Source organism: Motilibacter rhizosphaerae (assembly GCF_004216915.1).
Lineage (GTDB): Bacteria > Actinomycetota > Actinomycetes > Motilibacterales > Motilibacteraceae > Motilibacter > Motilibacter rhizosphaerae.
In genome coordinates this window covers 1,005,503-1,032,025 of the sequence record NZ_SGXD01000001.1, presented here as the reverse complement: position 1 = coordinate 1,032,025, position 26,523 = coordinate 1,005,503, and the positions used below count along the sequence as shown (strand labels likewise).

Sequence of the window (26,523 nt, the reverse complement as noted above, 5' to 3'; positions counted from 1 at the left end):
CAGCACGTGATCGTTATACGATCTGTGGCGTAGCGGGGCAGCAACGATCCTGTTTCCCGAACGTAAACCTTGCCGCCGCACGCATCTCCCGCCGAAGATGGGCGAGGGGAGCACGAAGGAGGACCGTGGCACCAGCGAACGTGGACGCGACGCCGCTGCGCGACGTCATCGCGGAGCAGGTGCGCGACCGGATCATCAGCGGGGACCTGCTGCCCGGGCACCGCCTGCGCGAGGAGGACCTGGCGGGCGAGTACAACGCCTCCCGGCTCCCCGTGCGCGAGGCGCTCGCGCGGCTCGTGTCCGAGGGCTTCGTGGAGGTGACGAAGTTCCGCGGGGCCAGTGTCGCCGTGCCCTCAGTCTCAGCCGGGCTCGAGCTCGTGCGGGTGCGCCAGTCGCTGGAGGGCCTGGCCGCCGAGCTCGCCGCCGACCGGCGCGGCGGGGAGGGCGCGCATGAGATCAGCGAGGTGCTCCGGCGGGGTCAGGAGGCCGTGCGCCGCAGGCGCTTCGACGACCTCCCGCCCCTGGTGGAGTCGTTCCACGGGCTGCTCGCGGCCGCGTCGGGCAACCGCGAGCTCGAGCTCCTCCTGGAGCAGGTGCGGGTGAAGATGCGCTGGGTGTTCCGCAGCAACCTGCCGGAGCGCGCCGCCGACTGCTGGGCGGAGCACGCCGAGATCCTCTCAGCAGTGCTCGCGGGCTTCCCGGGGCTGGCCAGGGAGCTCATGGAGCGGCACGTCGGGGCCGACGCCGCGGCGTACGTCGCGCTGCCGAGGGACGCCGAGGGATAGCAGGCGGCGCAGCGCCGCGGCGTCGGGAGCCACCGCCGTCGCCGCCCACGCGTCGGGCGCCGCCAGCGGCGCGACGAACCCCAGACCGCCGAGCAGCCGCGCCGCCGGAGGAGCCGGCTGCCCGACCGCGACCAGCGCCCCGACAGCGCGGTACGCGCCGAGCACGGGAGCCGCGGGGCCCACCGCCATCTCCTGGTCGTAGACCGCGACCCCGGCGCGCTCGACCCGCAGGGCCGCCGTGAGGTCGCCGCCCGGGTCCTCCCCCGTGCGCCCGGTGACGAGCTCCTCGCGGAGCACCAGCGACGCGTCTGCGGCGAGGCGCACGCGGGTGTCGGCGACGTGCCGGCACCCGGCCGCCGCGACCGTAGGCTCCGGCGTCCAGACCAAGGTGGCCCCCTCCGCCACCTCGATCGACGTGCGCCAGACCGACGCGTCGTCCACCCGGCCGCGCAGCGCCACCGTCGCGCCCGTCGAGCAGACCTCGAGGGAGGCGCCGGGGCCGACGCGGACGTGCAGCGTGAGGTCGTCCCCGCGGCACGGCCCGCCCGCCGCCGCGACGAGGTGGATCCTGCCGGGGCCGGTGGTGCGGGCGACGAGCGGCGGCTCGCAGGCCAGCGTCGTCACCCGCGTCTCGCCGTGCACGAGCTCCGCGACGAGCGTCGCGGAGGCCCTCACGCGTGCGCCAGCCGCGCGGACACCTGGGCGCGCACCCACGCCGCGACGTCGGCGGCGGACGGGTCCTCGCGCAGCGACTGGAAGACCACCGGGCGGTCGCCGCGCTGGACCTTCGCGTCGCGGTCCATCACGCCGAGGTCGGCGCCGACCAGGGGAGCGAGGTCGGTCTTGTTGACCACCAGCAGGTCCGAGCGCTGCACGCCCGGTCCCCCCTTGCGCGGCACCTTGTCCCCGCCGGACACGTCGACCACGAAGATCTGCAGGTCGATGAGGCCGTAGGAGAACGTCGCGGTGAGGTTGTCCCCGCCGCTCTCGACGAGCACGAGCTCGAGCCCGGGGAAGGCGCTCTCGAGCCCCTCCACCGCCTCGAGGTTGGCGCTGATGTCGTCCCGGATCGCCGTGTGCGGGCAGCAGCCGGTCGCGACGGCGCGGATGCGCTCATCGGGCAGCACCCCGTTGCGGCGCAGGAAGTCCGCATCCTCGGTCGTGTAGATGTCGTTGGTGACGACCGCGAGGTCGATCTCCCCGGCGAGCGTGCGGCACAGCGCGGCGACGGTCGCGGTCTTGCCGCTGCCGACGGGACCGCCGATGCCGATGCGGAGCGGGCCGTGCCGGTGCGGCGCGGAGGCCGCTCCGCCGAAGTACGAGTCCCCTGCGAGCTCATGGTCACGATGCAAAGAGGGTCACCTCTCCCCTGTCAGCGGCGCAGCCGTGGGCGGCGCCGAGGATGTCGAGCAGCGGCGAGGACCGGCGGCCCAGGAAGCCCTGCTCCACAGCGTGGACGGCAGTACGCGCCACCTCGTCGACCTCTGGCGCGAGGGCGGCGAGCACGGCGTGCACGGCGATCGGGTCCAGCCCCAGCAGGCGGACGGCGGCGGAGGCCGGACCGGTCACGCTGGTGTGGGCGGCCGCGGCCGCCGCCTCGGTCGGCGTGCACCCCCCTGCCGCTGCCGCGAGACCGAGGATCACCGGCAGGTGCGGGCGGGCGCCCGCCGCGGCGTACGACGGGCTGGGCCAGGCGGCCGACGCCGCCCGCAGCAGCGCGCGGCCCTGGCTGCGGGAGGCCTCGCGCAGTGCCGGCACGGGCGTACGCGCGTCGGCCTCGGCGTCGAGCAGCTCGGCCGACCACCCGCTGCACGCGGCGGCGGCGAGCGAGGCGGCGACGAGCCCTCCGGACGTGAGTCGGTCGCGGAGGAAGCGCTGCAGCGACGGCACTCCGTCGACGAGCCCGCGCGCGACGGCGGTCTCGACGCCGGAGGAGTGCACGTGCCCGCCGGACGGCATGCGGCCGTCGGCGAGCACGAGCAGGGCGGCGAGCGCCATCAGAGCAGTGCCATCAGAAGAGGGAGTACCGCTGGGCCAGCGGCAGCTCGGTGACCGGGTGCTCCTCGACGACGTCGCCGTCGATGCGCACGGTGAAGGTGTCGGCGTCGACCTCGATGCGCGGCAGCGCGTCGTTGAGCGGCATGTCGGCCTTGCCCCGGGCTCGCACGTCCTCCAACGGGACCAGGCGTCGGCGTACGGCCAGGCGGTCGGCGAGCCCTCCGTCGATGGCCGCGGGCGCGACGAAGTGCACCGAGGTCGCCGAGGCCGTCGTGGGCTGCGCCCCCCACATCGGGCGGGGCAGGACCGGCTGCGGCGTCGGGATCGACGCGTTGCCGTCGCCCATCTGCGCCCACGAGACGACGCCGCCCTTGAGCACGAGCTGCGGGCGCACGCCGAAGTACGCCGGCTCCCACAGCACGAGGTCGGCGAGCTTGCCCACCTCGACCGAGCCGACCTCCTTCTCCAGGCCGTGCGCGACGGCCGGGCAGATCGTGTACTTCGCGACGTAGCGCCGCGCCCGCAGGTTGTCCGAACCGCCATCGCCCGGGAGCGAGCCGCGCCGCTGCTTCATCACGTGCGCGGTCTGCCACGTGCGCGTCGCGACCTCGCCGATGCGGCCCATCGCCTGCGAGTCCGAGCCGATCATCGCGATCGCGCCCATGTCGTGCAGCACGTCCTCCGCCGCGATGGTCGACGGCCGGATGCGGGACTCGGCGAACGCCAGGTCCTCGGGCACGGCGGGGTTCAGGTGGTGGCACACCATGAGCATGTCGAGGTGCTCGGCCAGGGTGTTGCGCGTGTGCGGCCGGGTCGGGTTGGTCGAGGAGGGCAGCACGTTGGGGTAGCCCGCCACCGTGATGATGTCGGGCGCGTGCCCGCCGCCCGCTCCCTCCGTGTGGTACGCGTGGATGCCCCGTCCGGCGATCGCCGCGAGCGTGTCCTCCACGAATCCGGCCTCGTTGAGGGTGTCGGTGTGCAGCGCAGCCTGCAGCCCGAGCTCGTCGCACGCGCGCAGGCACGCGTCGATGGCCGCGGGGGTCGAGCCCCAGTCCTCGTGCAGCTTGAAGCCGCCCGCTCCGGCCAGCGCCTGCTCGCGCATCGACTCGAGGCTGACGGTGTTGCCCTTGCCCAGCAGGACGACGTTGATCGGCCAGTCGTCGAGGGACTCGAGCATCCGGGCGAGCCACCAGGAGCCGGGCGTGACGGTCGTGGCCTTGGTGCCCTCGACCGGACCGGTGCCGCCGCCGATGATCGTCGTCACGCCGGACGCGATCGCCTCGGGGAGCTGGTTGGGGCTGATGAGGTGGACGTGGCAGTCGATGGTGCCGGCAGTGAGGATCTTGCCGTTGCCGCCGAGGATCTCGGTGCTCGGACCGATGACGAGGTCCGGGTGCACGCCGTCCATCGTGTCGGGGTTGCCCGCCTTGCCGATGGCGACGATCCGGCCGTCGCGCACCCCCACGTCGGCCTTGACGACGCCCCAGTGGTCGAGCACGACGACGCCGGTGATGACGAGGTCGGGAGCCCCTTCGGCGCGGGTCGCCGCGCTCTGGCCCATGGACTCGCGGATGACCTTGCCACCACCGAAGACGACCTCGTCGCCGCCGCCGGGACCGAAGCTGCGGTCCTCCTCGATCTCGATGAGCAGGTCGGTGTCGCCGAGCCGGATGCGGTCGCCGACGGTCGGGCCGAGCAGGACGGAGTAGCGCGAGCGCTCGATCTCAGCCACGGTCGCCGCTCCCGTCGCGCGCGCCGTCCAGCGGGCCGGCGGACTCGAGGCGCAGCCCGGGCACGACCCGGCGTCCGGCGAGGGGCACCAGGTCGACCTCGCGGGTGACGCCCGGCTCGAAGCGGACCGCCGTCCCCGCCGGCACGTCGAGCCGGTGGCCCCATGCCGCGTCGCGGTCGAAGGCGAGGGCCGGGTTGGCGGCGGCGAAGTGGTAGTGCGACCCGACCTGGACGGGCCGGTCCCCGGTGTTCTCGACGACGAGCGAGAGGACGGGCCGTCCGGCGTTGATGACGACCGGCCCCTCGGCGTGGAGGATCTCGCCTGGCAGCACGGATGTCCTTCCGGTCGGACTGTCGGTCACGGGATGGGGTGGTGGACGGTGACGAGCTTGGTGCCGTCGGGGAAGGTCGCCTCGACCTGCACCTCGTCGAGCATCTCGGGCACCCCGCTCATCACGTCCTCGCGGGCCAGCACGTGCCGGCCGGCCTCCATGAGGTCGGTCACCGTGCGCCCGTCGCGGGCTCCCTCGAGGAGGAACGAGGCGATGACGGCCGTGGACTCGGGGGCGTTGAGCTTGACCCCGCGGGCCTTGCGCCGCAGCGCGAGGTCCGCGGCGTACGACACCATCAGGCGCTCCTGCTCGTGGGGGGTGAGCCGCATGACCGGGACCCTAACCGCGCCGACGCACCGGTCCGGCCGGGGAAACGAGAACTTCATCCTCGGCGACGAAGAGGAAACGCCAGTGAAACCCGGCGGCAGGACAGTCCTTCCGTCCGCCCGTGGGAGGGCGGCCCACGAGGAGGACCGATGACCGCGACGGCTGCGCCGGGGAGCGACCTGGCCGGGGTGGACCTGCTGGAGCTGCGGGAGGGCTCGTACGGCACGAGGATCGCCGCCGTCGAGCCCGGGGGCGCGGAGGCCGTGCCCCCCGGCGAGCGGCACGGGACGCCCGTCCAGCTGCTCTGGACCTGGATGTCGCCGAACCTCGAGTTCGCGACCGTCTTCGTCGGCGTCATCGGCGTCGCGTTCTTCGGGCTGACGTTCTGGGAGGCGGCCTCCGCGATCGTCGTCGGCTCCGCGCTGGGCGGGGTCACGCAGGGCATCCTGTCCGCGCGCGGGCCGGAGTACGGCGTGCCGCAGATGATCCTCAGCCGGATCCCGTTCGGCTGGTTCGGCAACCTCCTCCCCGCCGGGCTCAACGCCGTCACGGCCGGCATCGGCTGGTTCGCGGTCAACAGCGTCAGCGGGGCGCTCGCCCTGGCCTCGCTGACGAGCCTGCCCGACTGGCTCTGCCTCGTCGTCGTGGTGATCGCCCAGCTGGCCGTGGCGTTCCTCGGGCACAACATGGTCCACGCCTTCGAGCGCTGGGCGTTCCCCGTGCTCGGCATCGTCTTCGCGGTGACGACCGTCGTCATCCTCAGCAAGTCCCACCCCGGCGCTTCCGGACACCACGGCGGCATCGGCGGCTGGCTCGTGCTGCTGGGTGCGACCTTCGGCTACGCCGCGGGCTGGAACCCCTACGCGGCCGACTACACCCGCTACCTGCCGCGCGACGTGAGCAAGGCCAAGGTCGCGGTGTACGCCGGGCTGGGGGTCTTCATCTCCTGCACGGTCCTCGAGATCGCCGGTGCCGCCTCCATGACGATCGGCGGTGCGGGGGACGGCAGCCCGACCTCGCAGTTCGTCGCGCACCTGCCGACGTGGCTGGGGAAGCTCACGCTGCTCTGCATCGCGCTCGGCGCTGTCTCGGCCAACGCCATCAACATCTACTCCGGCGCGATCTCGTTCCTCGCCCTGGGCATCAAGCTCCCGCTCTCGCTGCGCCGCGCGATCGTCGCCGTGGGCTTCGGGACGATCGGCTTCATCCTCGCGCTGACCTCGCTCGACGACGCCGGGGAGAAGTACGAGGACTTCCTGCTCGTCATCGCCTACTGGATCGGGCCGTGGCTCGGCGTGTACTTCACGGACTGGTTCCTGCGCCGCCGCCAGCAGGTGGCTGGCCTGCTGTTCAACCAGCGCCACAACCCCTTCGCGGGCTGGGTGGCCATGGCCGTCGGCATGGCGGTCTCGATCGGGCTGTTCAGCAACCAGACGAAGTACAAGGCTCCGCTGCCGAGCCACCACCCCGCGCTCGGCGACCTGACCTTCGAGGTGGGCTTCGCCGTCGCCGCCCTGCTGTACGCCGCGATCGCCACCGTGGAGGCGCGGCGGACGGTCCGGCTGCCGGCGTGAGCTGGACGCCGGTCGCCCGCAGCGCCGACGTGGGGACCGAGCCGCGGCAGGTACGCGTCGGCGGGCGGGAGTGGGTGCTCGTGCGGCTCGAGCCGGACGGCCCGGCGACGCTGCTCCCGGCGCTCTGCCCGCACCGCCGCGTACCCCTGGTGACCGGCAGCGTCGCGGGCGGCCGGCTGCAGTGCGCCTACCACGGATGGGAGTTCGACGCGGCCGGCACGTGCACGCTCGTCCCGTCGCTCGGGCACGACCGCGTACCCCCTCGGGCGTCGCTGCCGCCCGGGCCGCCGGTCCGCGAGGTGGACGGCGCGGTCGAGGTCCTGCTCGACGCGGAGGACACGGAGGCGGAGCAGGAGATCCCCGGGCTGGGCAACGAGGATCCCGCGCTGCTGCGCGCCTGGCACCCGATCGCGCTCTCCACCGAGGTCGGTGCCGCGCACGAGGTGCGGCTGCTCGGCCGGACGTGGTCCCTCTCCCGGTCGGGGACCGGGCTGCGCGCGGAGCCCGAGCCGTACGCGCTGGCGGAGCGCTGGGGGCTCGTCTGGCTCGCGCCAGAGGAACCGCTCGTGCCGCTGTTCGACGAGCCCGATGCGGAGGACGCGGCGTACGCCGGTGCCTGGCTCCCGCCGGACCGGACACCAGCACCGGCCGGGTTCGTCGCGGACAACTTCCTCGACGTCGCGCACTTCCCGTTCGTGCACACGGGGACCTTCGGCTCCGAGGCGGCGACGGTCGTCGAGGCGTACGACGTCCTGCCCGAGCCCGGCGGCTTCCGCAGCGTGCAGGAGCAGTGGTTCGAGAACCCCGAGGACCCCGGCGTGGCGGCGGGCTTGCGTCCGCTGCGCCAGCGCCGACGGGCGACCTACGTCTACCGCGCGCCGTTCCAGCTGGTGCTGCGCCTCGAGGAGCTCGACGTGGGCGCGGTGAAGACGATCCTCTTCTTCGCCCAGCCGGAGTCCGCGGACAGCACGCGGATCTACACCAAGATGCTGCTGCACGACATCGGCGGGCTGGGCGAGCCGACGCCCCAGGTCGTCGCCAACGAGGTCGCCTTCGAGCAGGCCGTCCTCGCCGAGGACCTCGCGCTGCAGGAGACGCTGACCCTGCGGGTGCTCCCGCTCGACCTGAAGGACGAGATGCACGTGCGGGCTGACCGCCTCGGCGTGGCCCTCCGCCGCGAACTGCTGGCGTTCGTCCGGGCCGCAGCGTGAGCGACCTGCTCCTCCGGGGCGCCCGCCTCCCGGGCGTCCCGGAGCTCGTCGACCTCGCCGTGCAGGACGGCAGGTTCGTCGAGCCCGACGGCAGTCCGGCGCAGGTCCTCGACCTGGCCGGCCGGCTGGTGACCCCGCCGCTCGTCGAGCCGCACATCCACCTCGATGCCGTGCTCACCGTCGGCCAGCCCCGGCCCAACGTCTCCGGCTCGCTGTTCGAGGGGATCGCCGTCTGGGCCGAGCGGGTCGCCACCCTCTCCGTCGACGACGTGCTGGCGCGTACGCGGCAGGTCCTCCGCTGGCAGCTCGCCCACGGCGTCCAGCACGTCCGCACGCACGTCGACGTCTGCGACCCCGAGCTCCGCGCGCTGCGGGCACTGGTCGAGCTGCGCGAGGAGGCGCGGGGGCTCGTCGACCTGCAGATCGTCGCCTTCCCGCAGCAGGGCGTCCTCGGCTTCGCGGGCGGGGAAGCGCTGATGCGCAAGGCGGTCGCGCTCGGCGCCGACGTCGTCGGGGGCATCCCGCACTACGAGCTCACCCGCGAGGACGGTGTGGCGAGCGTGCAGTTCGCCTTCGCGCTCGCCGAGGAGCACGGGCTGCGGGTCGACATCCACTGCGACGAGACCGACGACGACCACGCGCGCTTCGTCGAGGTCATGGCCGCCGAGACGATCAAGCGCGGCATGTCCGGGCGGGTCACCGCCAGCCACACCACGGCGATGGGCTCCTACGGCGCGGCCTACGCGTACCGCCTCATCCGCAACATCGCCCGCGCCGGCCTGCACATGACGGTCAACCCGCTCGACAACGCCGTGCTGCAGGGGCGCTTCGACACCGGACCGGTGCGCCGTGGGCTCACCCGGGTCAAGGAGCTGCAGGCGGCCGGGGTCAACGTCGCGGTCGGGCACGACTCGGTGATGGACCCGTGGTACCCCCTCGGCTCCGGCGACCCGATGCAGGCGGCGTTCGTGCTCGCCCACATCGGCCACCTCAGCGGGGACGAGGAGCTGCGGCGGCTGGTCTCCATGGTGACCACCGCGCCGGCAGCGGCCCTCGGGCTCGCGGACTACGGCATCCGCCTCGGCGGCCCGGCCGACCTCGTGGTGCACGACGCCACCTCGGAGGCGGAGGCGCTGCGGCTGCAGCCGCGCCGCTTCGCCGTGCTGCGCGACGGGAAGGTCGTGGCGCGGACGGAGCCGGCGCAGAGCAGGGTCGTGTGGCACGGGGACGAGGAGGCGGTGGACTTCCGTCCCCGTTGAGGATCCTCAGCGCGCGAGGGCGAGGGTCTCCTCGTCGTCGATGTCGACGGGGTCGCCCAGGACGGGCACCAGGGCCACCGGGTGGCGCTGCAGCAGCGAGGCCGCGCCGGTGTCACCCTCGAGGTCCCCGAGCTCCGCGAACAGCGACCGGTCGAAGAGCCGCGGGTGCCCGGAGACGCCGTCGTACTCCGCCGAGACGACGGGCCCGGCGCCGGCGTGCCAGGCCGCGATCACCTCACCCACGGCGCTCGCCCCGATCCCGGGGGTGTCCGCCAGGAGCACGACCACGGCCTCCGCCTCGGGCGGCAGGGCGCGGACGCCGCAGGCGAGGACGTGACCCATCCCGCGCCCCCAGTTCGCGATGTGGAGGACGGGCACGTCGGGCAGCAGGCCGCCCATCCGCTCGGCGTACGCCCCGGTGAGCACGAGCACCTCGTCCGCGGCGGACGCGGCGTCGAGGGCGTGCGCCAGCAGCGGGCGACCACGGACGACCTCGAGCTGCTTGGGACGGCCGAGGCGGCGCGAGGCGCCGGCGGCGAGGACCAGGGCCCAGACGCTCATGCGGCCTGCACCGGCCCCATCGTGGCCGAGAGCCGCTCTCCCCCGCGCCCGTGCGCCACGGCCACGACCTCGGCGAGCATCGACAGCGCCACCTCCGCTGCCGTGCTGCCGCCGAGGTCGAGGCCGGCCGGGCCCGAGATCCGTCCCAGCCCCGGCGCTCCCGCCAGTCGGGAGAGGCGCTCGGCGTGCGTGGCCCGGCTGCCGAGCACGCCGATGTGCCCCGCGGCGGTGCCGAGGGCGGCGCGCAGGGCCGGGTCGTCGATCTTCGCGTCGTGGGTGAGGACGAGCACGGCGTCGCGCTCCTGCAGCCCCAGCGAGGGCAGGACCTGCTGCGGCCACGCGCACCGGACCTCGGAGCCGGGGACGCGCTGCGGCTGCGCGAAGTCCGGCCGCGGGTCGACCACGACGACCCGCCTCCCGACCGCGTCGGCCAACGGCGCCAGGGCCGTGGCGACGTCGGTGGCGCCGACGAGCACGAGCAGCGGACGAGGGTCGAGCACCTCGTCGAACGTCCTTCCGGGCAACGGGTCCTCCCCCAGCACCATCGCGTACGGCGGGTCGAGCGACGTCCGCACCGTCACCGGCACCACACCCTCCAGTGCTTCCGACACCGCGACCACGGTCCCGTCCTCGGGGGCGGGCGCGACGAGCACCTGCAGCAGCGAGCGGCAGCTGGGCCCCGCCTCCCACGGCATCCGGTCGCCCCCGGCCGAGCAGCGGACGGTACGCGGTGCCGCTCCGTCCAGCACGGCACGGGCGACGGCGAGCACGTCACCGTCGACGCAGCCGCCGGACACGGACCCGGCCCACGCGCCGGACTCGGACACCGCCAGGGCCGCACCGACCGGGCGCGCTCCGGGGCCGGAGCGCGCGACGAGCCTGGCCAGCACCACCCGTCGCCCGGCTCCCCGCTCGGCCGCGACGAACGGCCACACCTCGCGCAGCATGGCACCACGGTAGGAAGCCCACGTCGCGGCTGGGTGAACGCGACAGCGGCGCAGATGTCCACGGTGTAAAACCTCACCGGTGCAGCTGTTTCGGCGCGGTTGCCGACGGCCGGAGCGCCCCTCGCGTGTGGCAGCGTGACCGGTGGCCGCCCCGAGAGCCGGAAGGAGCAGCGGTTGACCGTCGCCCGACCCACCAGCGTGAGCGCTGCCCTCGACGCGCTCGCCGACCTCCCGGGAGCTGTGCCCGTCGCCGGGGGGACGACGCTGCTCGTCGACCGGTCGGCGGGGCGGCTCGACCCGCCGCACCTGGTGTCGCTCCAGCGCATCCCCGAGCTGCGGCGCGTCGAGGTCATCGGGGACCGCGTCGTCGTCGGGGCGATGACGACCTACGCCGAGCTGGTCAGCGGGGAGCTGCCGCTGCTGCGGGCGACGGCCCTGACCGTGGGCTCACCCGCCCAGCGCGGGTCGGGCACGGTCGGCGGCGCGCTCGGCACGGGAGGCGCAGGGGACCTCGTCACCGCGCTCGCCGCCCTCGAGGCCGACGTCCTCGTGCAGAGCCGCGGCGGCCTGCGCCGGCTGCCGCTCACTGCCTGGCGCGCGGAGGCCCGGCGCCCCGACGAGCTCGTCACCGCGGTGGTCTACGCGCTCCCGGGGCCGGGAGTCGCGTACCTCAAGGCGGGAGAGCGCCAGGCCGTCATCGGGGCAACGGCGAGCGCCGCGGCGGTGCTCGGTCCGGGCGGTGTGCGGATCGCCGTCGGCGGCGTGGCCAGCGAGCCGCTGCGCATGCCGGAGGCGGAGGCCGTGGCCGCGAGCGCGCTCGACCCGACTGCACTCGCCCAGGTCGCGGCGCTGGTGGAGCGCGGGATCGGCTGGGCCACGTCCGGACTGCGCACCAGTGCCGCCCACCGACGGCGCACGGCCGGCGTCCTCGCCGCCCGCGCGGTCGGCCGGGCCGCCGCGCAGCTCGAGCCGGTCGCCGCATGAGCTGGGTGCTCTCGGTCGACGGCACCCCGCACGAGCTCGGGGAGGATGCCGCCTCCGACACCCTGCTCGCGGCGCTGCGCGAGCGCGTCGGATGCACCGCGGTCAAGGAGGGCTGCCTGCAGGGCCGGTGCGGGACCTGCAGCGTGCTGCTCGACGGGACGCTCGCCACGAGCTGCACCGTGCTGGCCGCCGATGCGGAAGGGCGCGAGGTGACGACGGCCGCCGGCCTCGGCACCCCTGACGCACCCTCGCGCGTGCAGCAGGCCCTCGTCGAGGCCGGGGCCGTCCAGTGCGGCTTCTGCACGCCGGGGATGGCCGTCGCGATCACGGCCCTGCTGGCCGCGGACCCGCACCCGAGCGACACCGCCGTGCGCGAGGCGCTGAGCGGGAACCTCTGCCGCTGCACGGGATACGCCCGCATCATCGCCGCGGTCCACGCCCTCGCGGCGGAGGACGCGTGACCGAGCGGATCGGCGGGAGCGCTCGTCGGCCCGACGGCACGGCCAAGGCGACGGGAACCTTCACCTACGCCAACGACCTCATCGTCCCCGGCATGCTGCACGGGGCGACCGTCCGCTGCCCCCACCCGCACGCCCGGCTCGTCGCGCTCGACGTCACCCCGGCGTACGCGGTGGCGGGCGTCGTCCGCGTCGCGACTTCGGCCGACGTGCCGGGGAACCCCTGCTACGGGCTGGATGTCACCGATCAGGCGGTCTTCGTCAGCGACGTCGCGCGCTACCACGGCGAGCCCGTCGCAGCCGTCGCGGCCGAGACCCGCGCCGCCGCCGAGGCCGGCGCCCGCGCCGTCGTCGCGACCTGGGAGGTGCTGGCTCCCCTGACCGATCCCGAGCTCGCCGTGGACGACACCTACCGCCACCTGGTGGTGGAGCACGGCGACCCGGAGGCCGAGGGCGACGTCGTGGTCGAGGGCGACTACGTCATCGGCGTGCAGGACCAGGCGTTCCTCGCCCCCGAGGCCGCGCTGGCCGTCCCGGCGGCCGACGGCGGCGTCGATCTCACCGTCGCCACCCAGTGGCTCCACGTCGACCAGCGCCAGGTGGCGGACTGCCTCGCCCTGCCGTCCGAGCTCGTCCGGGTCACGCTCGGCGGGGTCGGCGGCGCGTTCGGCGGCCGGGAGGACGTGACGCTGCAGGTGCACTGCAGCCTGCTCGCCATGCTCACCGGCAAGCCCGTGAAGATGGTGTACACCAGGCAGGAGTCGTTCCTCGGCCACGTGCACCGGCACCCCGCGCGCATGCACTACCGGCACACGGCGACGCGCGACGGCCGCCTCGTCTCGGTGAGCGCGCGGATCCTGCTCGACGGTGGCGCGTACCAGAGCTCGTCCTGGGCGGTCGTGGGCAACGCGACGACGATGGCCGCCGGCCCGTACGCCGTGCCCAACGCGCGCCTCGAGGGCCTGGTGGTGCGCACAAACAACCCACCCAACGGCGCGATGCGCGGGTTCGGCGTCGTGCAGGTGTGCGCGGGCCACGAGGCCCAGATGGACCGGCTCGCTGCGGCGCTCGACATGGACCCGCTGCAGCTGCGCGAGATCAACGCCGTACGTCCCGGCGACCGCCTGCCCACCGGGCAGGAGGTCGTCGACCCGTCACCCGCCCACGAGGTGCTCGCCGAGCTCGCGCAGATCCCGCTGCCGGCACGGCACGACGAGGCCGACGAGCTCCTCCTGCCGGGCGGCCAGGGCCGCTGCGCCGATCCTGCACGGGTGCGCCGCGGCATCGGCATCGCTCTCGGCTACAAGAACATTGCGTTCTCCGAGGGCTACGACGACCCCTCGACGGCGCACGTCCGGCTGGAGGTCGTGGACGGCACCGTGCGCGCCGTCGTGCGCAGCGCCTGCGCCGAGGTCGGGCAGGGGTTCGTCACGCTGGCGCGCCAGATCGTCCGCTCCGAGCTCGGTGTCGACGAGGTCGAGCTGCTGCAGGCGGACACCTCGATCGCCTCAGCCGGCTCGACGAGCGCGGCCCGGCAGACCTGGGTGTCCGGCGGTGCGGTGCGGATGGCCTGCGCCGCCGTGGCCGACGAGCTGCGCGTGCGGGCGGCGGGCCGCGGCGTACCCGCTGGGGCGTGGGAGCTCCTCGAGGGCAGGGCGGTCGCCTCCGAGGCCGGGGAGTCCGTCCCGCTCGGCGAGCTCGTCGGCGACGGTGTGGACGCCGAACGGACCTACCGCCACCACCCCACGACGGGGCTCGACGCGCGCGGGCAGGGCTCGCCGCACGTCGCCTTCGCGTACGTCGCGCACCGCGCCGTCGTCGACGTCGACCTCGACCTCGGGACCTCCCGGCTCGTGCAGCTCGCGACCGCGCAGGACGTCGGCCGCGCGCTGAGCCCGCTCGGTCTGCTCGGGCAGGTGGAGGGCGGGTCCGTGCAGGGAGCCGGGCTCGCGCTGATGGAGGAGCTCGTGCTCGACGGCGGTCGCGTGCTCGGCCCGGGCTTCGGCGACTACCTGCTGCCGACGACGCTCGACGTCCCGGACGTCGACGTCCGCCTGGTCGAGGTGCCCGACCCGCGGGCGCCGTACGGCGCGAAGGGCGTCGGCGAGGCGCCCCACGTGAGCTCGCCCGCCGCCGTCGTCGCCGCGCTGCGGGCGGCGACCGGGAACCCGCTGACCCGCCTGCCGGTGCGCCCCGAGGACCTCGTCGTGGAGGAGACGCCGTGACCACAGCCCTGCGCAGCGACCGTGTGGTGCTGCCCTCCGGGGTGCGCCCGGCGACGGTCCTGATCGACGAGGGCGCGATCAGCGCGGTCCTCTCTGGGACCGCGCCGCTCCCCCGTGACGTCGAGCTCCACGACGTGACCGGGCTCGTCGTGTCTCCCGGGCTCGTCGACAGCCACGTGCACGTCAACGAGCCGGGACGTACGCAGTGGGAGGGCTTCGCAACGGCCACCGCCGCCGCTGCCGCCGGTGGTGTCACGACCATCGTCGACATGCCGCTGAACTCCATCCCGGCCACGACGACGGTCGGGGCTCTGGCGGAGAAGCGCGCGGCGGCGCAGGACCAGGTCGTCGTCGACGTCGCCTTCTGGGGAGGCATCACCTCCGACGACACGTCGTCCGTCGCGCCGCTCGTGGCCGCCGGTGTGTGTGGCTTCAAGGTGTTTCTCGTGCCGAGCGGTGTCGACGAGTTCTGCTCCATCGGGCCGGGCGAGCTCGAGCGCGCGCTCGCGGTGACCGCGCGGCTCGGCGTCCCGGTGATCGTGCACGCGGAGGCACCCGGGCCGCTGGAGCGCGCGCCTGCGCCGCAGGGCCGGAGCTACGCCGCGTACGTCGCCTCCCGCCCTCCCGAGGCCGAGGTCGAAGCCGTGCAGTCGGTCATCGACGCGGTCCGCACGACCGGTGGCCGCGCGCACATCCTCCACCTCTCGGCGCAGGAGTGCCTGCCGCTGCTGCGGTCCGCCCGCGCCGAAGGGCTGCCGATCACGGTCGAGACGTGCCCGCACTACCTCTCGCTGAGCGCAGAGGACATCCCCGACGGTGCGACCCAGTGCAAGTGCGCGCCCCCCGTGCGCTCGGAGGCCAACCGCGCTGCGCTGTGGCGCGCCCTGGGCGACGGCGTCATCGACTGCATGGTCTCGGACCACTCACCGGCGTCGCCGGAGGTGAAGTCCCTCGACACCGGGGACTTCGGTACGGCGTGGGGCGGCATCTCGGGCATCCAGACCTCCCTCCCCGTCGTCTGGACCGCGGCGCGCCAGCTCGGCTACGGACTCGTCGACATGGCGCGCTGGCAGTCGGCGACACCGGCGCGCATCGCCGGCCTGCCGCAGAAGGGCGGCATCGACGTGGGGAAGGACGCGGACCTCGTGGTGTGGGACCCCGATGCGGAGTTCGTGGTGAAGGCCGAGGACCTGCTGCAGCGGCACAAGATCTCGCCATGGCACGGCAAGCGGCTCTCCGGTGTGGTGGCCCAGACGTGGCTCCGCGGCGAGCGCGTCGAGCAGGCGGCGCCGCCGCGTGGCCTGCTGCTCAACCGTGGCGTCTCCGTCGGGGCGGGCGCATGAGCACGGACCCGCGGCTCGACGCGTACCCCGACCTCACGGGGGCGCGCTTCGGCGGCACGGTCATCGCAGTGAGCGACGAGTTCTTCGGCCCCGCCGAGCGGATGCTGCAGCCCGACCGGCCGGTGAGCCGGCGCGGGACCTACGACGAGCACGGCCAGTGGATGGACGGGTGGGAGACGCGGCGCCGCCGCGGGGAGCGGCGCTACGACGGCGCGGCCGACTGGGCGGTCATCAGGCTCGGCGCCCCGGGCGTCCCGACGGTCGTCGTCGTGGACACCGGGTGGTTCTCCGGCAACCAGATGGAGTCCGCCGCCCTCGACGGGACCTGGCTGCCCGGCAACCCCTCCCCTTCTGAGGTCCTCGCCGCGGAGTGGGAGGAGCTGCTGCCGCCGCAGCCGCTCGAGCCCGACGCGCTCCACGCGCTGCCCGTGCCGGTGTCGCGGACGGTCACCCACGTCCGGCTCCGCGCCGCGCCGGACGGCGGCATCGCGCGGCTCCGCGTGCACGGCCCGGCGCTGCCCGACCCACGGCTCGCCGACGGGCTCACCGTCGACCTCGCGGCCGCGGAGTGGGGCGGGATCGTGCCGTCCTGCAGCGACATGCACTTCGGGCGCAGGGCCAACCTCGTCGCGCCCGGTGAGGCGCGCAGCATGGGCGAGGGCTGGGAGACGAGGCGGCGGCGCGGTCCGGGAGCGGACTGGGTGCGCCTCACGCTGGCGACCGAGTGCACGCTGCGGCAGGTCATCCTGGACACGCGCCACTTCAAGGGCAATGCGCCCGAGTCGGCCGAGCTGAGCGGGCGGAGCTCCCGCGAGGAGTGGGTCCCGCTGGTGCCGCCGACGCCGTTGCAGCCGGACCAGCGCCACCACCTCGCGGTCGACAGCGCCGAGCCGGTCCGCGAGCTCCTGCTCACCGTGCACCCGGACGGCGGGGTCGCGCGGCTGCGCACCGCCGCCGTGCCCACCGCGGCCGGGCGACGCGAGTGGGCCGAGCGGTGGCTCGACGCGCTGCCGGAGGCGGCGCTGCGCCGCGAGCTCACAGCGGTGTGCGGGTCGTCGCGGTGGGTCGAGGACGTGCTGAGTCGCAGGCCCTTCCTCGACGCGCTCCCCTCGGTCGCCGAGGAGGTGTGGAACACCCTCCCCGACCGTGACCGGCTGGAGGCACTGCTGGCCCACCCCCGGATCGGCGAGAAGCCTCGCGCGGGCAGCCAGGAGCGGCGCGAGCAGGCCGGAGCCGACGGGGCGGACACGGCGGTGCTGGCGGAGATCGCGACGGGCAACGCGGCGTACGAGGAGCGCTTCGGCTTCACCTACGTCGTGCGCGCGAGCGGGCGCACGGCCGACGAGATGCTGGCCCTGCTGCGGCAGCGGCTCGACAACGACCCCGAGACCGAGCTCGAGGTGGCCTCCGCGCAGCAGCTGGAGATCCTGCTGCTGCGCGTCCGCCGCCTGCTGGAGGGACCATGACGCTCTCGACCCACGTGCTGGACCTCGCGACCGGGCGACCGGTCCCCGACCTGCCCGTCCGCGTCGAGGACGTCTCCGGGCCCGTGGCGCTGGCCGTCACGGACGCCGACGGGCGCGCGAAGGACCTCGTGCCGACCGAGCAGTGGGGGCCGGGCCTGTGGCGGCTGATCTTCGACGTCGCCGGGCACCTCGGGCCGGACGCGTTCTTCCCGGAGGTCGTCCTGGCCTTCCGGGCGAGCGACGACGGGCACCTCCACGTCCCGCTGCTGCTGTCGCCGTTCGGCTACAGCACCTACCGCGGCAGCTGAGCTACCACGCCTGCCCGGGGTCGTACGCCGGACCCGGCTCCCCGGCGCCCTCCCGCCGGACGGTCCCCTCGATGAGGCCGTAGGGCCGGTCGTCGGCGTGGAACACCTCTCCGGGGTTGTCGAGGCCGAAGGCGCTGAGGTCCAGCAGGAAGTGGTGCTTGTTGGGCATCGAGAGGCGGATCTCCGCGACACCCTTGGCCGCGTCGAGCACGGCCTCGCCCATCGCGAACAGCGTCTGCTGCAGCGCCAGGCTGTGGTGCCCGGCGAACGTCTCCGTCAGCGCGTCGACGACGGCGAGGTGCGACGCGTCCCAGTCCTGCGGCCCTTCGGCCGGGGTGTGCCACCACTGTGCGGTCACTGCGGTCGCGAGGATCCTGTCCTGCGTCGGCGGGAGGGTGGTGTACGCGTCGGTGTAGAACCCCCAGAACTCCGAGTCCGTCGTCTTGAGCACGACGAGGTCGCGCAGCCCGCTCGTCACCCACTCCTCGTCGCTGCTGCGGACGACGCTGCAGGTCCGTACGAGGCGCCCGCTGCGGGCGAACGCGTGCGGGTGGCCGGCGAGCCGGTCCCACCCGTACGACTCGATGCTGACGCGGGCCGTGCCGATCTGCGGCACGGTCTCGACGAAGTGGCGGGCGAGGACGCGGGCGAACTCCTCCGGCTGGCGCACGGCGTCGGGCTGCGAGCGGGCGAACGCGTTGACGGTGTTCTTCATCGCGTCGGTCGTCAGGCACGCCGAGTTGTCGCCCGAGAGCCACGTCTCGCCGATGTCGCCGGAGACGGCGACCGAGACGTTGTAGTCGACGATCTGGTGCGGGTCGCTGTCGCGGAAGAGCCGCACCACACGGATCTCCGCCTTGCCGTACTGGTGGTGGCCCAGCAGGTGCCCCATGCGCCCTCCTCGGAACTGGCCGCCAGTCTGCGCGGCCGCGGTGTCCCCGCTGTTTCGGCTCGGTTTCCGCGCGGCTCAGAGCCCGAGCGACCGGGCGCGCCGGTCGAAGGCCTCGAGCATGCGCACGGTCGCCGGCTCGTCCGCGACGCCCGCGCGCCCGCCGGCGAGCCGCTCGCGGACCTCGGGCAGGCGCGCCAGGAAGAAGGCGGTGCACGCCGTCCAGCGCGAGACGAGGTGCCCGGGGTGCATGTCCCAGCCCTGCCACAGCCCGCGCCGCAGCCCACGCTCGACGAGGCGGGTGTGCTCGGCCCAGACCCCACGCACCTGCCCCGCGTCGCCGACCGGCAGCAGGTTGGTCGACCCGTCGCTCACCGGGACTCCGTGCGTCGCGGCCACCAGCTGGAGCAGGTCCTTCGCCGCGTCGGCCACGGGGTTGTCGAGCGCCTGCTCCTGGGGAGCGATACCGAGCGACGCGGTGAAGTCGTAGGTCCCGAAGTGGATCCCGGTCACCGTTCCCTGCCCGGCGGCGAGCAGGCCGGCGACCGTCGTGGCCCCGGACCGGTCGACGACCCCGAGCGCGGTCTCGACCTGGAGCTCGAGCGCGGGCCGCAGGCCGGTCCTGCGCTCCAGCTCGCCCAGCACCGCAACGGCGACCTCGACCTGCCGCGGGTCCTGCGCCTTGGGCAGCGTGACGATGCCGGCGGGGAGGGCTGCCCCAGCGAGCGCGGCGGTCCAGCCCTCGAGCGTGCGTAAGGCGCGGTGCATCGTCGCCGGCTCCAGCGACTTGACCCGCAGGCCGAACGACGGCGGCGGCGCCTCCGCGAGCGCCGCGACCGCGGCCTCCACCGCCGCGTCCTCCTCGTCGTCGGGGCGGACGCCGTAGCCGTCCTCCAGGTCCACCCGCAGGTCCTGCACCGGGGCCACGGCGAGCAGCTCGCGCACCCGCGCGTACGTGCCGGGCGGGAGGGGGCGTCCGACCGCGGCGGCGAGCGCCTCCTCGTCGGGCGCGCAGGAGTCCAGCAGGGCCAGCGCTTCCTCGCCCCACCGCAGGTGCTCCCCGGGGCGCATTCGGTCGGCCGGGACGTAGCAGGTGTGGAGCGGGTGGGCCGGTGTCGCCGCCGGCGCGAGGTCGAGCTGCGCGACAGGGGCGAGCAGGTCGGTCAGCTCGGGCACGGCGTCCTCCGGCAGGTCGGGGAGCCGCATCCTAAGCGGGCGACCCACCGGACATGCCCCGGCAATCTCCCTGCCACCGCGGAGAAACACCGGCTGACCAGACTCCCCGGGTGACCGCGGACCTGCTCATCACCGGCGCCACCCTGCTCGTCACGATGGACGACGAGCGGCGCGAGCTGCCCGGCGGGTGGGTCGCGGTGCAGGACGGCCTGGTCAGCGCGGTGGGCGGGGCGCAGGACCAGCCGCCTGCGGCGCAGGAGGAGCTCTCGGCGCAGGACTGCCTCGTCACACCCGGGCTCATCAACACCCACCACCACATCTACCAGAACCTCACCCGCGCGTACCGGCCGACGACGCGGGCGTCGCTGTTCGACTGGCTGACCGGGCTCTACCCGTTGTGGGCCGGGCTGGACGAGGAGGCGTCGTACCTCTCGGCATGGGTCGGTCTCGCCGAGCTCGCCCTCGGCGGCTGCACGACGAGCACCGACCACCTCTACGTCCACCCGCGCGGCGCGGGCGACCTCATCAGCGCGGAGATCAGCGCCGCCCGCGAGCTGGGCATGCGCTTCCACCCGACGCGGGGCTCGATGAGCCTGTCGCAGAAGGACGGCGGGCTTCCGCCGGACTCGGTGGTGCAGGACGACGACGAGATCCTGGCCGACAGCGAGGCGCTCGTGGCGCGCCACCACGACCCCTCGTGGGGGGCGATGGTCCGCATCGCCCTCGCGCCGTGCTCGCCGTTCTCGGTGACACCGGAGCTCATGCGGCGTACGGCGGAGCTGGCCGAGCGGCTGGACGTACGCCTGCACACGCACCTCGCGGAGGACCCGGACGAGGACCTCTTCGCCGCGAGGACGTTCGGGCGCCGCACCATCGACCAGTTCGAGGAGGTGGGCTGGCTCACCGACCGCAGCTGGGTGGCGCACTGCATCTATCCCGACGACGGCGAGATCGCCCGCCTCGGAGCCGCGGGTGTGGGCGTCGCGCACTGCCCGTCGTCCAACATGATGATCGGTGGTGGTGGCATCGCCCCCGTGCGGGCGATGCGCGCGGCGGGCGTCAACGTCGGGCTCGGCTGCGACGGCTCGTCCTCGACGGACTCGGCCTCGCTGTGGATGGAAGCCCGGAACGCCATGCTGGTGGGCCGGCTGCGCGAGGGGCCGACGGCGATGGGGGCGCGCGACGCCCTGGAGATCGCGACGCTCGGGTCGGCGGCCTGCCTCGGACGTTTGGGGGAGCTGGGCGTCCTGCGCCCCGGCGCCGTCGCCGACCTCGTCTGCTGGCCGCTCACCGGCCTGGCGTTCGCCGGCGCGCTGACCGACCCCGTCGAGGCGTGGCTGCGCTGCGGCCCCGTGTCCGCCCGGCACACCGTGGTCGCCGGCAAGACGGTCGTCCGCGGCGGCGAGCTCACGGCTCCGGGCCTGGACGACGTGCTGCGCCGGCACTCCGCCGCGGCCGCACGGCTGCAGCGGCTCGGCTAGCACCAGTGCCGAGGCAGGCCGGTTGGGCGGTTGACCGGGGGGCTGCTCCGCTGGGGGGCGACCCGGCGCGTCGACGGGCACCAGGGGGAGGGCACCGCTTACGAGAGCCTCGGACCCCTGGGCCCTCCGCGCCGGTCGCGGCGCCGTTGTGGACCGCTTCCGCAACGGGGCCATGCCCCTGTTCAACAAACCTGCCCCGGGCCCGCGACGCGGTCCGGTCCCTCGGCCTGCTCGGGCCCCGACACCTCGCTCACGAGGACCAGCGGGTTCCTCCGTACCCCGGGCACCTCGGCCTCGCGTGACCTGGCGGGCGCCGGCGTGCGGTGGCGACATCTCAACCAGAGCGGGGAGCGCGCTCCCAAAACGAGCGGACCGGTCACCGGCCGGCGGCCTCGATCACCTGCACGCGGGGACACGGCCGCGACGCGTCGCCAGCGCTCGTCCGCCCGGGCCAGGCGCGTGGGGGGCGGAGGGAGCGGAGCCGGCGACGGACCTCTCAGTTCCGGTGCCAGCTCCATGGAGCGGCTTCGGGGACGCAGTGGTACGACGTTCCAGCAACGGGAGGACACCGTCAGCACGGGTGAGGAACCGCTCGCGAACGTCCGCTCGTGCCGAAGAGCGGACGTTGCTCAACGCGCCAGAGGTGAACCCCGGGCAGGGGCGGAGCGGGTACGGTGCGCGGAACGAGACGCCGCTGAGCAGGAGGACCACGTGGAACGCCGCCTCCGCCTCCGACGACTCGGAGCCGCGCTAGGCCTACTCATCGGCGTCGGGTTGCTCCTGGCAGCGGGCGTTAGCGATCTTTCGAACCTGACCGGGACGCAGTCTGTGGGCAACGCTGACCGCGATCGCGATGATCTTCTGGTCCGTCTCCATGCTCGCTCGCAAGCCTCGGCAAGGGCGCACACCAGGGGGTCATCGCCACTAGGTCGTAGTCGCCCGATGCGCTCGCTCATGGCTCCTTTCTGTTGTCAACGCCGCTCCCCCGCCCGTGCAGGGTGCGCCGGTCCTCGCCGGTGTCAAGCAGGAGCGGCTTGACCCCGGCTGCGGGCCGTCGCCATGGAGGGGCGGCGGGTCCGGGCTGTTGTGTGGTCTGTGCCGGGCGGGGTTGCGGGCGTAGCCTCGGTCGTGGCGGGTCCGGGAAGTGACTTCTCCAAAGCGCCGGTGTCGGGGTTGTAGCCGGCCGCGCTGGAGTCAGTAGTCGCCCCCGCTTGTCCTCCCGGGCCCGTCACCTCCCCGCCGGGCTCGTGCCGCTGGTCCTGCCGCTGGTCCTGGACGAGCTGGCGGTAGACGACGTCGGAGAGCCGGCGCTTGATTGCCCGCATCGCCTCCATCGGGCTTTTGCCCTCGGCGCGCTTGCGGTCGTAGTAGCGGCGCCCGGGGGTGTCGTGGCGCAGCTGCACGATCGCCATGATGTGCAGCACCCGGTTGATCCGCCGGTTCCCCGCCCGAGACAGCCGGTGTCGGCGCACGTCCCCGGAGGACGCTTCGATCGGGGCGGTGCCGTTCCAGGACGCGAAGTGACCCTTGGTCGGGAACCGTGCGATCTGGCCGATGTCGCCGAGCAGCCGTGCCGCCCCTGACGGACCGATCCCGTTAAGGCGAAGCAGCCCCGACCCCGTCGACCGGACTAGGGTGTCGAGCTGCCGCTTCGCGGTCGTGATCCGCGCGTCGATCGCCTCGAGCTCGACGACAAGCTCCTCGACCAGCGCCACCCGGGTCACGGCCACCACACCGTCGGCGGGCTCTAGGCCGGTGAGCAGGGCTTTCGCCTGCTGCGCGGACAGGAACTGCTTCGCCCCGCCGGGCACCATGTCAGCGAGCAGGCGGTGCAGCCGGTTGACCGTCAACGTCCGCGCCGCGCCGAGCTCGTCCCGCCGCTCCGCGAGCAGCCGCAGCGCGACCGTCGCGTCATCCACGCGGACCCGGGCGAGCCGCGGAGTACGCAGCGCGACGACCGCGACAGCGTGCGCGTCGGCGGCGTCGGTCTTGCGGCCTTGGCCGGTGGAGAACACCCGCGCCCGCGCCGACAGCTTCGCCGGCACATCCACCACCAGCTCGCCGTCAGCGACCAGCCGCTGCGCCAGGTACCGGCCCACGCCCTGGCAGCCCTCGACCGCCCACAGCCGGTCCGGCCACGCTCTGCCGGCGGCGAGCATCTGCTGGTAGCCGTCGCGGTCGGTGCCGTACCTGCCGACGGCGAGGACGTTCTCGCCGTCGTCGATGACCTCGATGGTGGAGGACCTCTTGTGCGGGTCCACCCCGATGACAACCCTGCTCACCGCTGCCTCCTCGCCTGAAGAGCCGGACGCACCACGGGTCGACGAGGGGGGCAGTGCTACTTCGAGCGGGACAGACCTTTCTTGAGCCACGACCTCGTCACGGTGCCCGGCGGGACGCACGCCATGAGAGAGCCACACCAACCCAGCCGTGGGCAGCCGCTGTGAGAGCGACCCCGCCGAACACCTCGACCCCAGCCTGGCCGGGCTGGAGCCGTACGTCGACCACAAGTAGCCGCCGTGCGGCATGCCGCCCTCGGAGGTCGGACTCATCGGGGAGCATGTGCAGATGAGCCGGCTGCCGGAAGCGTCGAGGTCGTCCAGCCTCCTGCGCCGACTGGGAGGACTTGCGCGCGCCGTGATCGCGGGGTCCATCGTGTGGTCCGTAGCGCATCTGACCGGCATCACCTCGCCGCTGCAGGCCGTGATGTTCGCGCTGCTCGCCGGCGCCCTGACTCGCATGGTCGAACTAATCCTCCGGGGTGACACACGACACCGCAATCGGTAGGAGCAACGGCCGCTCATGCCGCCCTGCGGGCGCGTCCGCGCTGGAGGCCGCGTCGCACTAGGGCGGCAGGCACGGCACCCAGCCCGAGGCAAAGGGCCACGCTCACCGCCATCGGTACGATCAGCAGCACCACACCCGCGCCGGCCGCGTCGTCTGAGCTGACGTCGTCTCCACGCGGCCAGAAGAGCATCGCCCCGACGTAGAGCGCGATGAGCACCGCCGTCGCCGCGGCGACGCTGCATGCCAGGTCACGCCAGCGTGCGGCCGCACCCAGCAACGCCCCCCACCCGACGGTCAACCCGAGCGCGAGCGCGGCCCCCGCCGTCACTGTCCCCCAGCGCACGTCGCTCGCGGAGCCCGCCGTTCGGACACCAAGTGCTGCCACGCCGGAGGCGAGGACTAACCCGACCAGCCAGAGCAGCCCGCCCACGTACACCCACCGCGGAGTTGCCCGCCATGCGCTGTCGCGGCGCCACCATTGCCACCCCCCGGGCGGAGCGGGCCACGCAGGGTCTGGGCGCCAACCTGGAGGCGGCGCCCAGCCATCGGGCGGTTCCGGCCAGCCCGGCGGCGGCTGCCAACGCCAAGCGCTCATCTCCCAGCCCTGCCCCTCGAACGTCCGCACATGCCGCTCTGCGCGCGCTCTCGCGCCCGCAGCTGCCGATGTAGGCCGACCGGCGAGGGCACTTCCCGGCCGTGACGTCCCCAACTGGCGGCCCTCACCGTCGGCCGCCCGTGCGCTCGACCACGCCTCAGCGAGTCCTCCTCACGCACCTGGTCGCGCTGGTGTGCGTTGACGGTGGGTCGCCTGACCAAGGGTGACGTCGCAGCCTCGGCGCGAGGCGTCCTCGTACTCGCACTCCTCGCCTGCCTGGCCATGCCGCTCCCCAACTCGGTCAAGCGCTAGCCGTCTGACGGCGCACGTCCGCTGCCGCCGATGAGGAGCCTTCTCGTCGCTCCGATCCAGGGATTTCACAGCCCTTGTCCTTGTAGGCGGGGACAGGACTGCTAGCGTGCGCCGGTGTCTACGCGCTCGCGGGTCTTGAGCATCTGCGCCGGGATGCTCGCCGTCGCTGGCTGCAGCGCGCACTCGGATCCCCCGCATGCCGTACCCGTGAGCGCTTCGACTGTCGGCACGGCGTCCCTCCGGCCAGACCCCTCACCGCCGCCGCTGATGCGCAGAGAGCTGTCCCTGGCGATGTACTCACCCTCGACCGGAACGCTGACATCACGAAGTGATGCCGCGGCCCACAAGGGCGCTCGAGCACGCCTTGACGGCGTGTGCGACGCCAGCGCACACGCGCTGGTCTGGAGACTCCTGGACGTGAGGCAGGGCCCGTACCAGCACACCGGCGATCCCGTGGTGCTCCTCCAAGGAACCCTCTCGTGCACGGGAAAGCGGGCGGCGCAGATCCTCCACCTGCCCATCTCAGGGCAGGTCCAGCTCGACCTGCCTGACGATCAAGCGCTCCCAGGCGCCTGGCTCCGACTCGTCGAGCTGCCCGCGTAGGTGCCGTCGCACCCGCTGGCACCCCTGGCAACCGCTGCCCGCGACGTCACCCCGCTTCACTCGTCCGAGCACGAGCAGTCCCCCGAGCCCGGTCTACCGGCAGGTCGTCGCCGACCAGAAGCCGCTCCGGCTTGGCCCGGGAGGACGAATAGGGCGGCGACAGAATCCAGCGCGGCCGGCTTCCACCCTGCTGCCACGCGTGGCTCGGCTCTGGTGGCTCGGGATCGGCGAGGACGGCCAGGTCATCCGAGGGGAGGACCGCCTCGATCGCCAGGCCGGGGTCGTCGTCCGTCGCCTAGGCGGTCTGGACTGGCAGGTGCCAGTAGTAGTCGCCGAGGTGGGGCGCTTCCGTGATGCTCCGCATCGCCTGGACCCCGTCGACGTCGAGCGCGAACTGCGCCGACAGGACCTCCGCCTCCGCCGGCACTGCTGGCCCCTACGGCGCTGCACCCATCGGAACGGACGACCGACGAGCGGCGCAGTAGGACTGACGACGTCCGCTGATGCGGCTCGTCGCGGTCGCCGGCCTCCGTCCATGCCGAGGACGACCGCGTCGCCGCCGCCACCAACGGAGGCGCCGATTCCACGACAGCCGAGCTGGAGCGGGAGGCAGGATGACCCGCATGAGTGACCGGAACGCGCGCCCCAGCACGGTGACCACGCACACCGTCGCCCGCCGCCGACGAGCCACGGTCGTCCTGGTTGCAGCCGCCTGCGCTCTTCTCGCTCGGGCAATGTGGGCCTGGACCTCTCCAGACCTGTTCCCTCCGGCCGGGAGCACCGCGGGAGGGATGAGCAGCGTTCCGGCCGGTCGCCTCGCCACGTTCGGGATCGCCGACACGCTGCCGCCCGGCATCGTGCTCGAAGGCGCTCACCCCCGCGTCACCGCACGCCATCCCGGCGACCGCGTCGAGGTCCTCGTCTGCCGGGTCGCACCAGGCACCAACCTGCTAGGGGGGACCCTCGGCGCCCCCAGTGAGTGCCTCCAGCTCACTCCGCTCCCCGGCTTCCACGTCCCCAGCGGCTCCCCCCGCCATGACCTCCAGATCGTCGCCACCATCGTTCGCGGCACGGCCAGCCCCGTGCAGGTCGACGGTGTCGACCTCACCTAGCGGACCGGCTGGCGCCGTGGCCACGAGCACATCGGAGTCACCGTGTCCACAGAGCCGTA

26 protein-coding genes are annotated in these 26,523 nt (G+C 74.0%); 13 read left to right on the top strand and 13 right to left on the bottom strand.

The genetic code is table 11. From position 1 onward, the window contains the following. The first annotated feature begins 125 nt into the window (after nt 1–125). A complete protein-coding gene (locus tag EV189_RS04680; protein ID WP_165400128.1) occupies nt 126–785 on the top strand; it encodes a GntR family transcriptional regulator in 660 nt (219 codons plus the stop codon). Here the strand turns inward: EV189_RS04680 and EV189_RS04675 are convergent. The 6 genes from EV189_RS04675 to EV189_RS04650 are packed head-to-tail and all read right to left on the bottom strand — an operon-like array spanning nt 678 to nt 5,175. After that, entirely contained in the window at nt 678–1,460 is a 783-nt protein-coding gene (locus EV189_RS04675; RefSeq protein WP_165400127.1) for an urease accessory protein UreD, read from the bottom strand. The genes EV189_RS04680 and EV189_RS04675 overlap by 108 nt on opposite strands. Then, nucleotides 1,457–2,137 (bottom strand): urease accessory protein UreG, encoded by a 681-nt coding sequence (gene ureG / locus EV189_RS04670; protein ID WP_130491727.1) that lies wholly within the window; start codon nt 2,135–2,137, stop codon nt 1,457–1,459. The genes EV189_RS04675 and ureG overlap by 4 nt, the downstream gene beginning before the upstream one ends. After that, a complete protein-coding gene (locus EV189_RS04665; protein WP_130491726.1) occupies nt 2,127–2,783 on the bottom strand; it encodes an urease accessory protein UreF in 657 nt (218 codons plus the stop codon). Before EV189_RS04665 ends, ureG begins: the two co-directional genes overlap by 11 nt. Before the next feature lie 13 nt (nt 2,784–2,796). Next, nucleotides 2,797–4,515, bottom strand: a complete 1,719-nt coding sequence (locus EV189_RS04660; RefSeq protein WP_130491725.1) for an urease subunit alpha — start codon at nt 4,513–4,515, stop codon at nt 2,797–2,799. Continuing rightward, a complete protein-coding gene (locus EV189_RS04655; RefSeq protein ID WP_130491724.1) occupies nt 4,508–4,846 on the bottom strand; it encodes an urease subunit beta in 339 nt (112 codons plus the stop codon). Before EV189_RS04655 ends, EV189_RS04660 begins: the two co-directional genes overlap by 8 nt. Nucleotides 4,847–4,872: 26 nt before the next feature. After that, entirely contained in the window at nt 4,873–5,175 is a 303-nt protein-coding gene (locus tag EV189_RS04650; protein WP_130491723.1) for an urease subunit gamma, read from the bottom strand. A 147-nt stretch (nt 5,176–5,322) separates the two neighbouring features. Here EV189_RS04650 and EV189_RS04645 point away from each other — a divergent pair, with 147 nt between their 5' ends. Genes EV189_RS04645 through codA form a run of 3 tightly spaced genes read left to right on the top strand, consistent with a single transcriptional unit; the run spans nt 5,323 to nt 9,217 of the window. Next, nucleotides 5,323–6,747 (top strand): purine-cytosine permease family protein, encoded by a 1,425-nt coding sequence (locus tag EV189_RS04645; RefSeq protein ID WP_130491722.1) that lies wholly within the window; start codon nt 5,323–5,325, stop codon nt 6,745–6,747. After that, complete coding sequence (locus EV189_RS04640; protein WP_130491721.1) at nt 6,744–7,958, top strand: Rieske 2Fe-2S domain-containing protein; 1,215 nt, start codon at nt 6,744–6,746, stop codon at nt 7,956–7,958. Before EV189_RS04645 ends, EV189_RS04640 begins: the two co-directional genes overlap by 4 nt. A 5-nt stretch (nt 7,959–7,963) precedes the next feature. Further along, nucleotides 7,964–9,217: a cytosine deaminase gene (gene codA / locus EV189_RS04635; protein WP_130491957.1), complete on the top strand. Its 1,254-nt coding sequence runs from the start codon at nt 7,964–7,966 to the stop codon at nt 9,215–9,217. A 6-nt stretch (nt 9,218–9,223) separates the two neighbouring features. Here codA and EV189_RS04630 read toward each other — a convergent pair whose 3' ends face one another. Next, nucleotides 9,224–9,778: a nucleotidyltransferase family protein gene (locus EV189_RS04630; protein WP_130491720.1), complete on the bottom strand. Its 555-nt coding sequence runs from the start codon at nt 9,776–9,778 to the stop codon at nt 9,224–9,226. Further along, a complete protein-coding gene (locus EV189_RS04625) occupies nt 9,775–10,725 on the bottom strand; it encodes an XdhC family protein (RefSeq protein ID WP_130491719.1) in 951 nt (316 codons plus the stop codon). The genes EV189_RS04630 and EV189_RS04625 overlap by 4 nt, the downstream gene beginning before the upstream one ends. A gap of 174 nt (nt 10,726–10,899) precedes the next feature. Here EV189_RS04625 and EV189_RS04620 point away from each other — a divergent pair, with 174 nt between their 5' ends. The 6 genes from EV189_RS04620 to uraH are packed head-to-tail and all read left to right on the top strand — an operon-like array spanning nt 10,900 to nt 17,509. Then, nucleotides 10,900–11,709: an FAD binding domain-containing protein gene (locus EV189_RS04620; protein ID WP_165400126.1), complete on the top strand. Its 810-nt coding sequence runs from the start codon at nt 10,900–10,902 to the stop codon at nt 11,707–11,709. Further along, nucleotides 11,706–12,170, top strand: coding sequence for a (2Fe-2S)-binding protein (locus EV189_RS04615; protein ID WP_130491717.1), 465 nt, complete (start codon nt 11,706–11,708; stop codon nt 12,168–12,170). The genes EV189_RS04620 and EV189_RS04615 overlap by 4 nt, the downstream gene beginning before the upstream one ends. Continuing rightward, a complete protein-coding gene (gene pucD / locus EV189_RS04610; RefSeq protein ID WP_130491716.1) occupies nt 12,167–14,392 on the top strand; it encodes a xanthine dehydrogenase subunit D in 2,226 nt (741 codons plus the stop codon). Before EV189_RS04615 ends, pucD begins: the two co-directional genes overlap by 4 nt. Further along, the gene (gene allB, locus EV189_RS04605; protein ID WP_130491715.1) at nt 14,389–15,735 is read left to right on the top strand and encodes an allantoinase AllB; all 1,347 of its coding nucleotides are present in this window, start codon (nt 14,389–14,391) and stop codon (nt 15,733–15,735) included. The genes pucD and allB overlap by 4 nt, the downstream gene beginning before the upstream one ends. Beyond that, nucleotides 15,732–17,201, top strand: coding sequence for an allantoicase (alc, locus tag EV189_RS04600; RefSeq protein WP_130491714.1), 1,470 nt, complete (start codon nt 15,732–15,734; stop codon nt 17,199–17,201). The genes allB and alc overlap by 4 nt, the downstream gene beginning before the upstream one ends. Beyond that, entirely contained in the window at nt 17,198–17,509 is a 312-nt protein-coding gene (uraH, locus tag EV189_RS04595) for a hydroxyisourate hydrolase (RefSeq protein WP_130491713.1), read from the top strand. Before alc ends, uraH begins: the two co-directional genes overlap by 4 nt. A 1-nt stretch (nt 17,510) precedes the next feature. On the opposite strand, the gene pucL is transcribed toward uraH, so the two are convergent. Both pucL and EV189_RS04585 read right to left on the bottom strand, forming a co-directional pair. Beyond that, a complete protein-coding gene (pucL, locus tag EV189_RS04590) occupies nt 17,511–18,401 on the bottom strand; it encodes a factor-independent urate hydroxylase (protein ID WP_130491712.1) in 891 nt (296 codons plus the stop codon). A 75-nt stretch (nt 18,402–18,476) separates the two neighbouring features. Continuing rightward, nucleotides 18,477–19,574 carry a DUF6986 family protein gene (locus EV189_RS04585; RefSeq protein ID WP_165400125.1) on the bottom strand — a complete coding sequence of 366 codons (1,098 nt, stop codon included), beginning with the start codon at nt 19,572–19,574 and terminating at the stop codon, nt 18,477–18,479. A gap of 53 nt (nt 19,575–19,627) precedes the next feature. Between EV189_RS04585 and EV189_RS04580 the strand changes: the two genes are divergently transcribed. Continuing rightward, nucleotides 19,628–21,055: an 8-oxoguanine deaminase gene (locus EV189_RS04580; RefSeq protein WP_130491710.1), complete on the top strand. Its 1,428-nt coding sequence runs from the start codon at nt 19,628–19,630 to the stop codon at nt 21,053–21,055. A 1,019-nt stretch (nt 21,056–22,074) separates the two neighbouring features. Here EV189_RS04580 and EV189_RS04575 read toward each other — a convergent pair. Next, a complete protein-coding gene (locus EV189_RS04575; RefSeq protein ID WP_231116058.1) occupies nt 22,075–23,337 on the bottom strand; it encodes an IS110 family RNA-guided transposase in 1,263 nt (420 codons plus the stop codon). A 286-nt stretch (nt 23,338–23,623) separates the two neighbouring features. Between EV189_RS04575 and EV189_RS04570 the strand changes: the two genes are divergently transcribed. Beyond that, on the top strand, nt 23,624–23,842 hold the full coding sequence (locus EV189_RS04570) for a hypothetical protein (RefSeq protein WP_130491709.1): 219 nt from the start codon (nt 23,624–23,626) through the stop codon (nt 23,840–23,842). A 13-nt stretch (nt 23,843–23,855) separates the two neighbouring features. Here EV189_RS04570 and EV189_RS20045 read toward each other — a convergent pair whose 3' ends face one another. Further along, entirely contained in the window at nt 23,856–24,272 is a 417-nt protein-coding gene (locus tag EV189_RS20045) for a hypothetical protein (protein WP_165400124.1), read from the bottom strand. 1,375 nt (nt 24,273–25,647) lie between these two features. Next, nucleotides 25,648–25,779, bottom strand: coding sequence for a hypothetical protein (locus EV189_RS20940; protein ID WP_269204165.1), 132 nt, complete (start codon nt 25,777–25,779; stop codon nt 25,648–25,650). 364 nt (nt 25,780–26,143) lie between these two features. Here EV189_RS20940 and EV189_RS20040 point away from each other — a divergent pair, with 364 nt between their 5' ends. Then, the gene (locus tag EV189_RS20040; RefSeq protein WP_165400123.1) at nt 26,144–26,464 is read left to right on the top strand and encodes a hypothetical protein; all 321 of its coding nucleotides are present in this window, start codon (nt 26,144–26,146) and stop codon (nt 26,462–26,464) included. Nucleotides 26,465–26,523: the final 59 nt, after the last annotated feature.

What these genes read in the sequence shown, in the direction of transcription:
- EV189_RS04650 (WP_130491723.1), bottom strand. Translation starts at nt 5,175, where the DNA reads ATGCGGCTCACCCCCCACGAGCAGGAGCGCCTGATGGTGTCGTACGCC.
- pucL (WP_130491712.1), bottom strand. Translation starts at nt 18,401, where the DNA reads ATGGGGCACCTGCTGGGCCACCACCAGTACGGCAAGGCGGAGATCCGT.
- EV189_RS04570 (WP_130491709.1), top strand. Translation starts at nt 23,624, where the DNA reads ATGAGCCGGCTGCCGGAAGCGTCGAGGTCGTCCAGCCTCCTGCGCCGA.
- EV189_RS04625 (WP_130491719.1), bottom strand. Translation starts at nt 10,725, where the DNA reads ATGCTGCGCGAGGTGTGGCCGTTCGTCGCGGCCGAGCGGGGAGCCGGG.
- EV189_RS20040 (WP_165400123.1), top strand. Translation starts at nt 26,144, where the DNA reads ATGAGCAGCGTTCCGGCCGGTCGCCTCGCCACGTTCGGGATCGCCGAC.
- EV189_RS04580 (WP_130491710.1), top strand. Translation starts at nt 19,628, where the DNA reads ATGCCCCGGCAATCTCCCTGCCACCGCGGAGAAACACCGGCTGACCAG.
- EV189_RS04615 (WP_130491717.1), top strand. Translation starts at nt 11,706, where the DNA reads ATGAGCTGGGTGCTCTCGGTCGACGGCACCCCGCACGAGCTCGGGGAG.
- EV189_RS04645 (WP_130491722.1), top strand. Translation starts at nt 5,323, where the DNA reads ATGACCGCGACGGCTGCGCCGGGGAGCGACCTGGCCGGGGTGGACCTG.
- uraH (WP_130491713.1), top strand. Translation starts at nt 17,198, where the DNA reads ATGACGCTCTCGACCCACGTGCTGGACCTCGCGACCGGGCGACCGGTC.
- alc (WP_130491714.1), top strand. Translation starts at nt 15,732, where the DNA reads ATGAGCACGGACCCGCGGCTCGACGCGTACCCCGACCTCACGGGGGCG.
- EV189_RS04665 (WP_130491726.1), bottom strand. Translation starts at nt 2,783, where the DNA reads ATGGCGCTCGCCGCCCTGCTCGTGCTCGCCGACGGCCGCATGCCGTCC.
- EV189_RS04630 (WP_130491720.1), bottom strand. Translation starts at nt 9,778, where the DNA reads ATGAGCGTCTGGGCCCTGGTCCTCGCCGCCGGCGCCTCGCGCCGCCTC.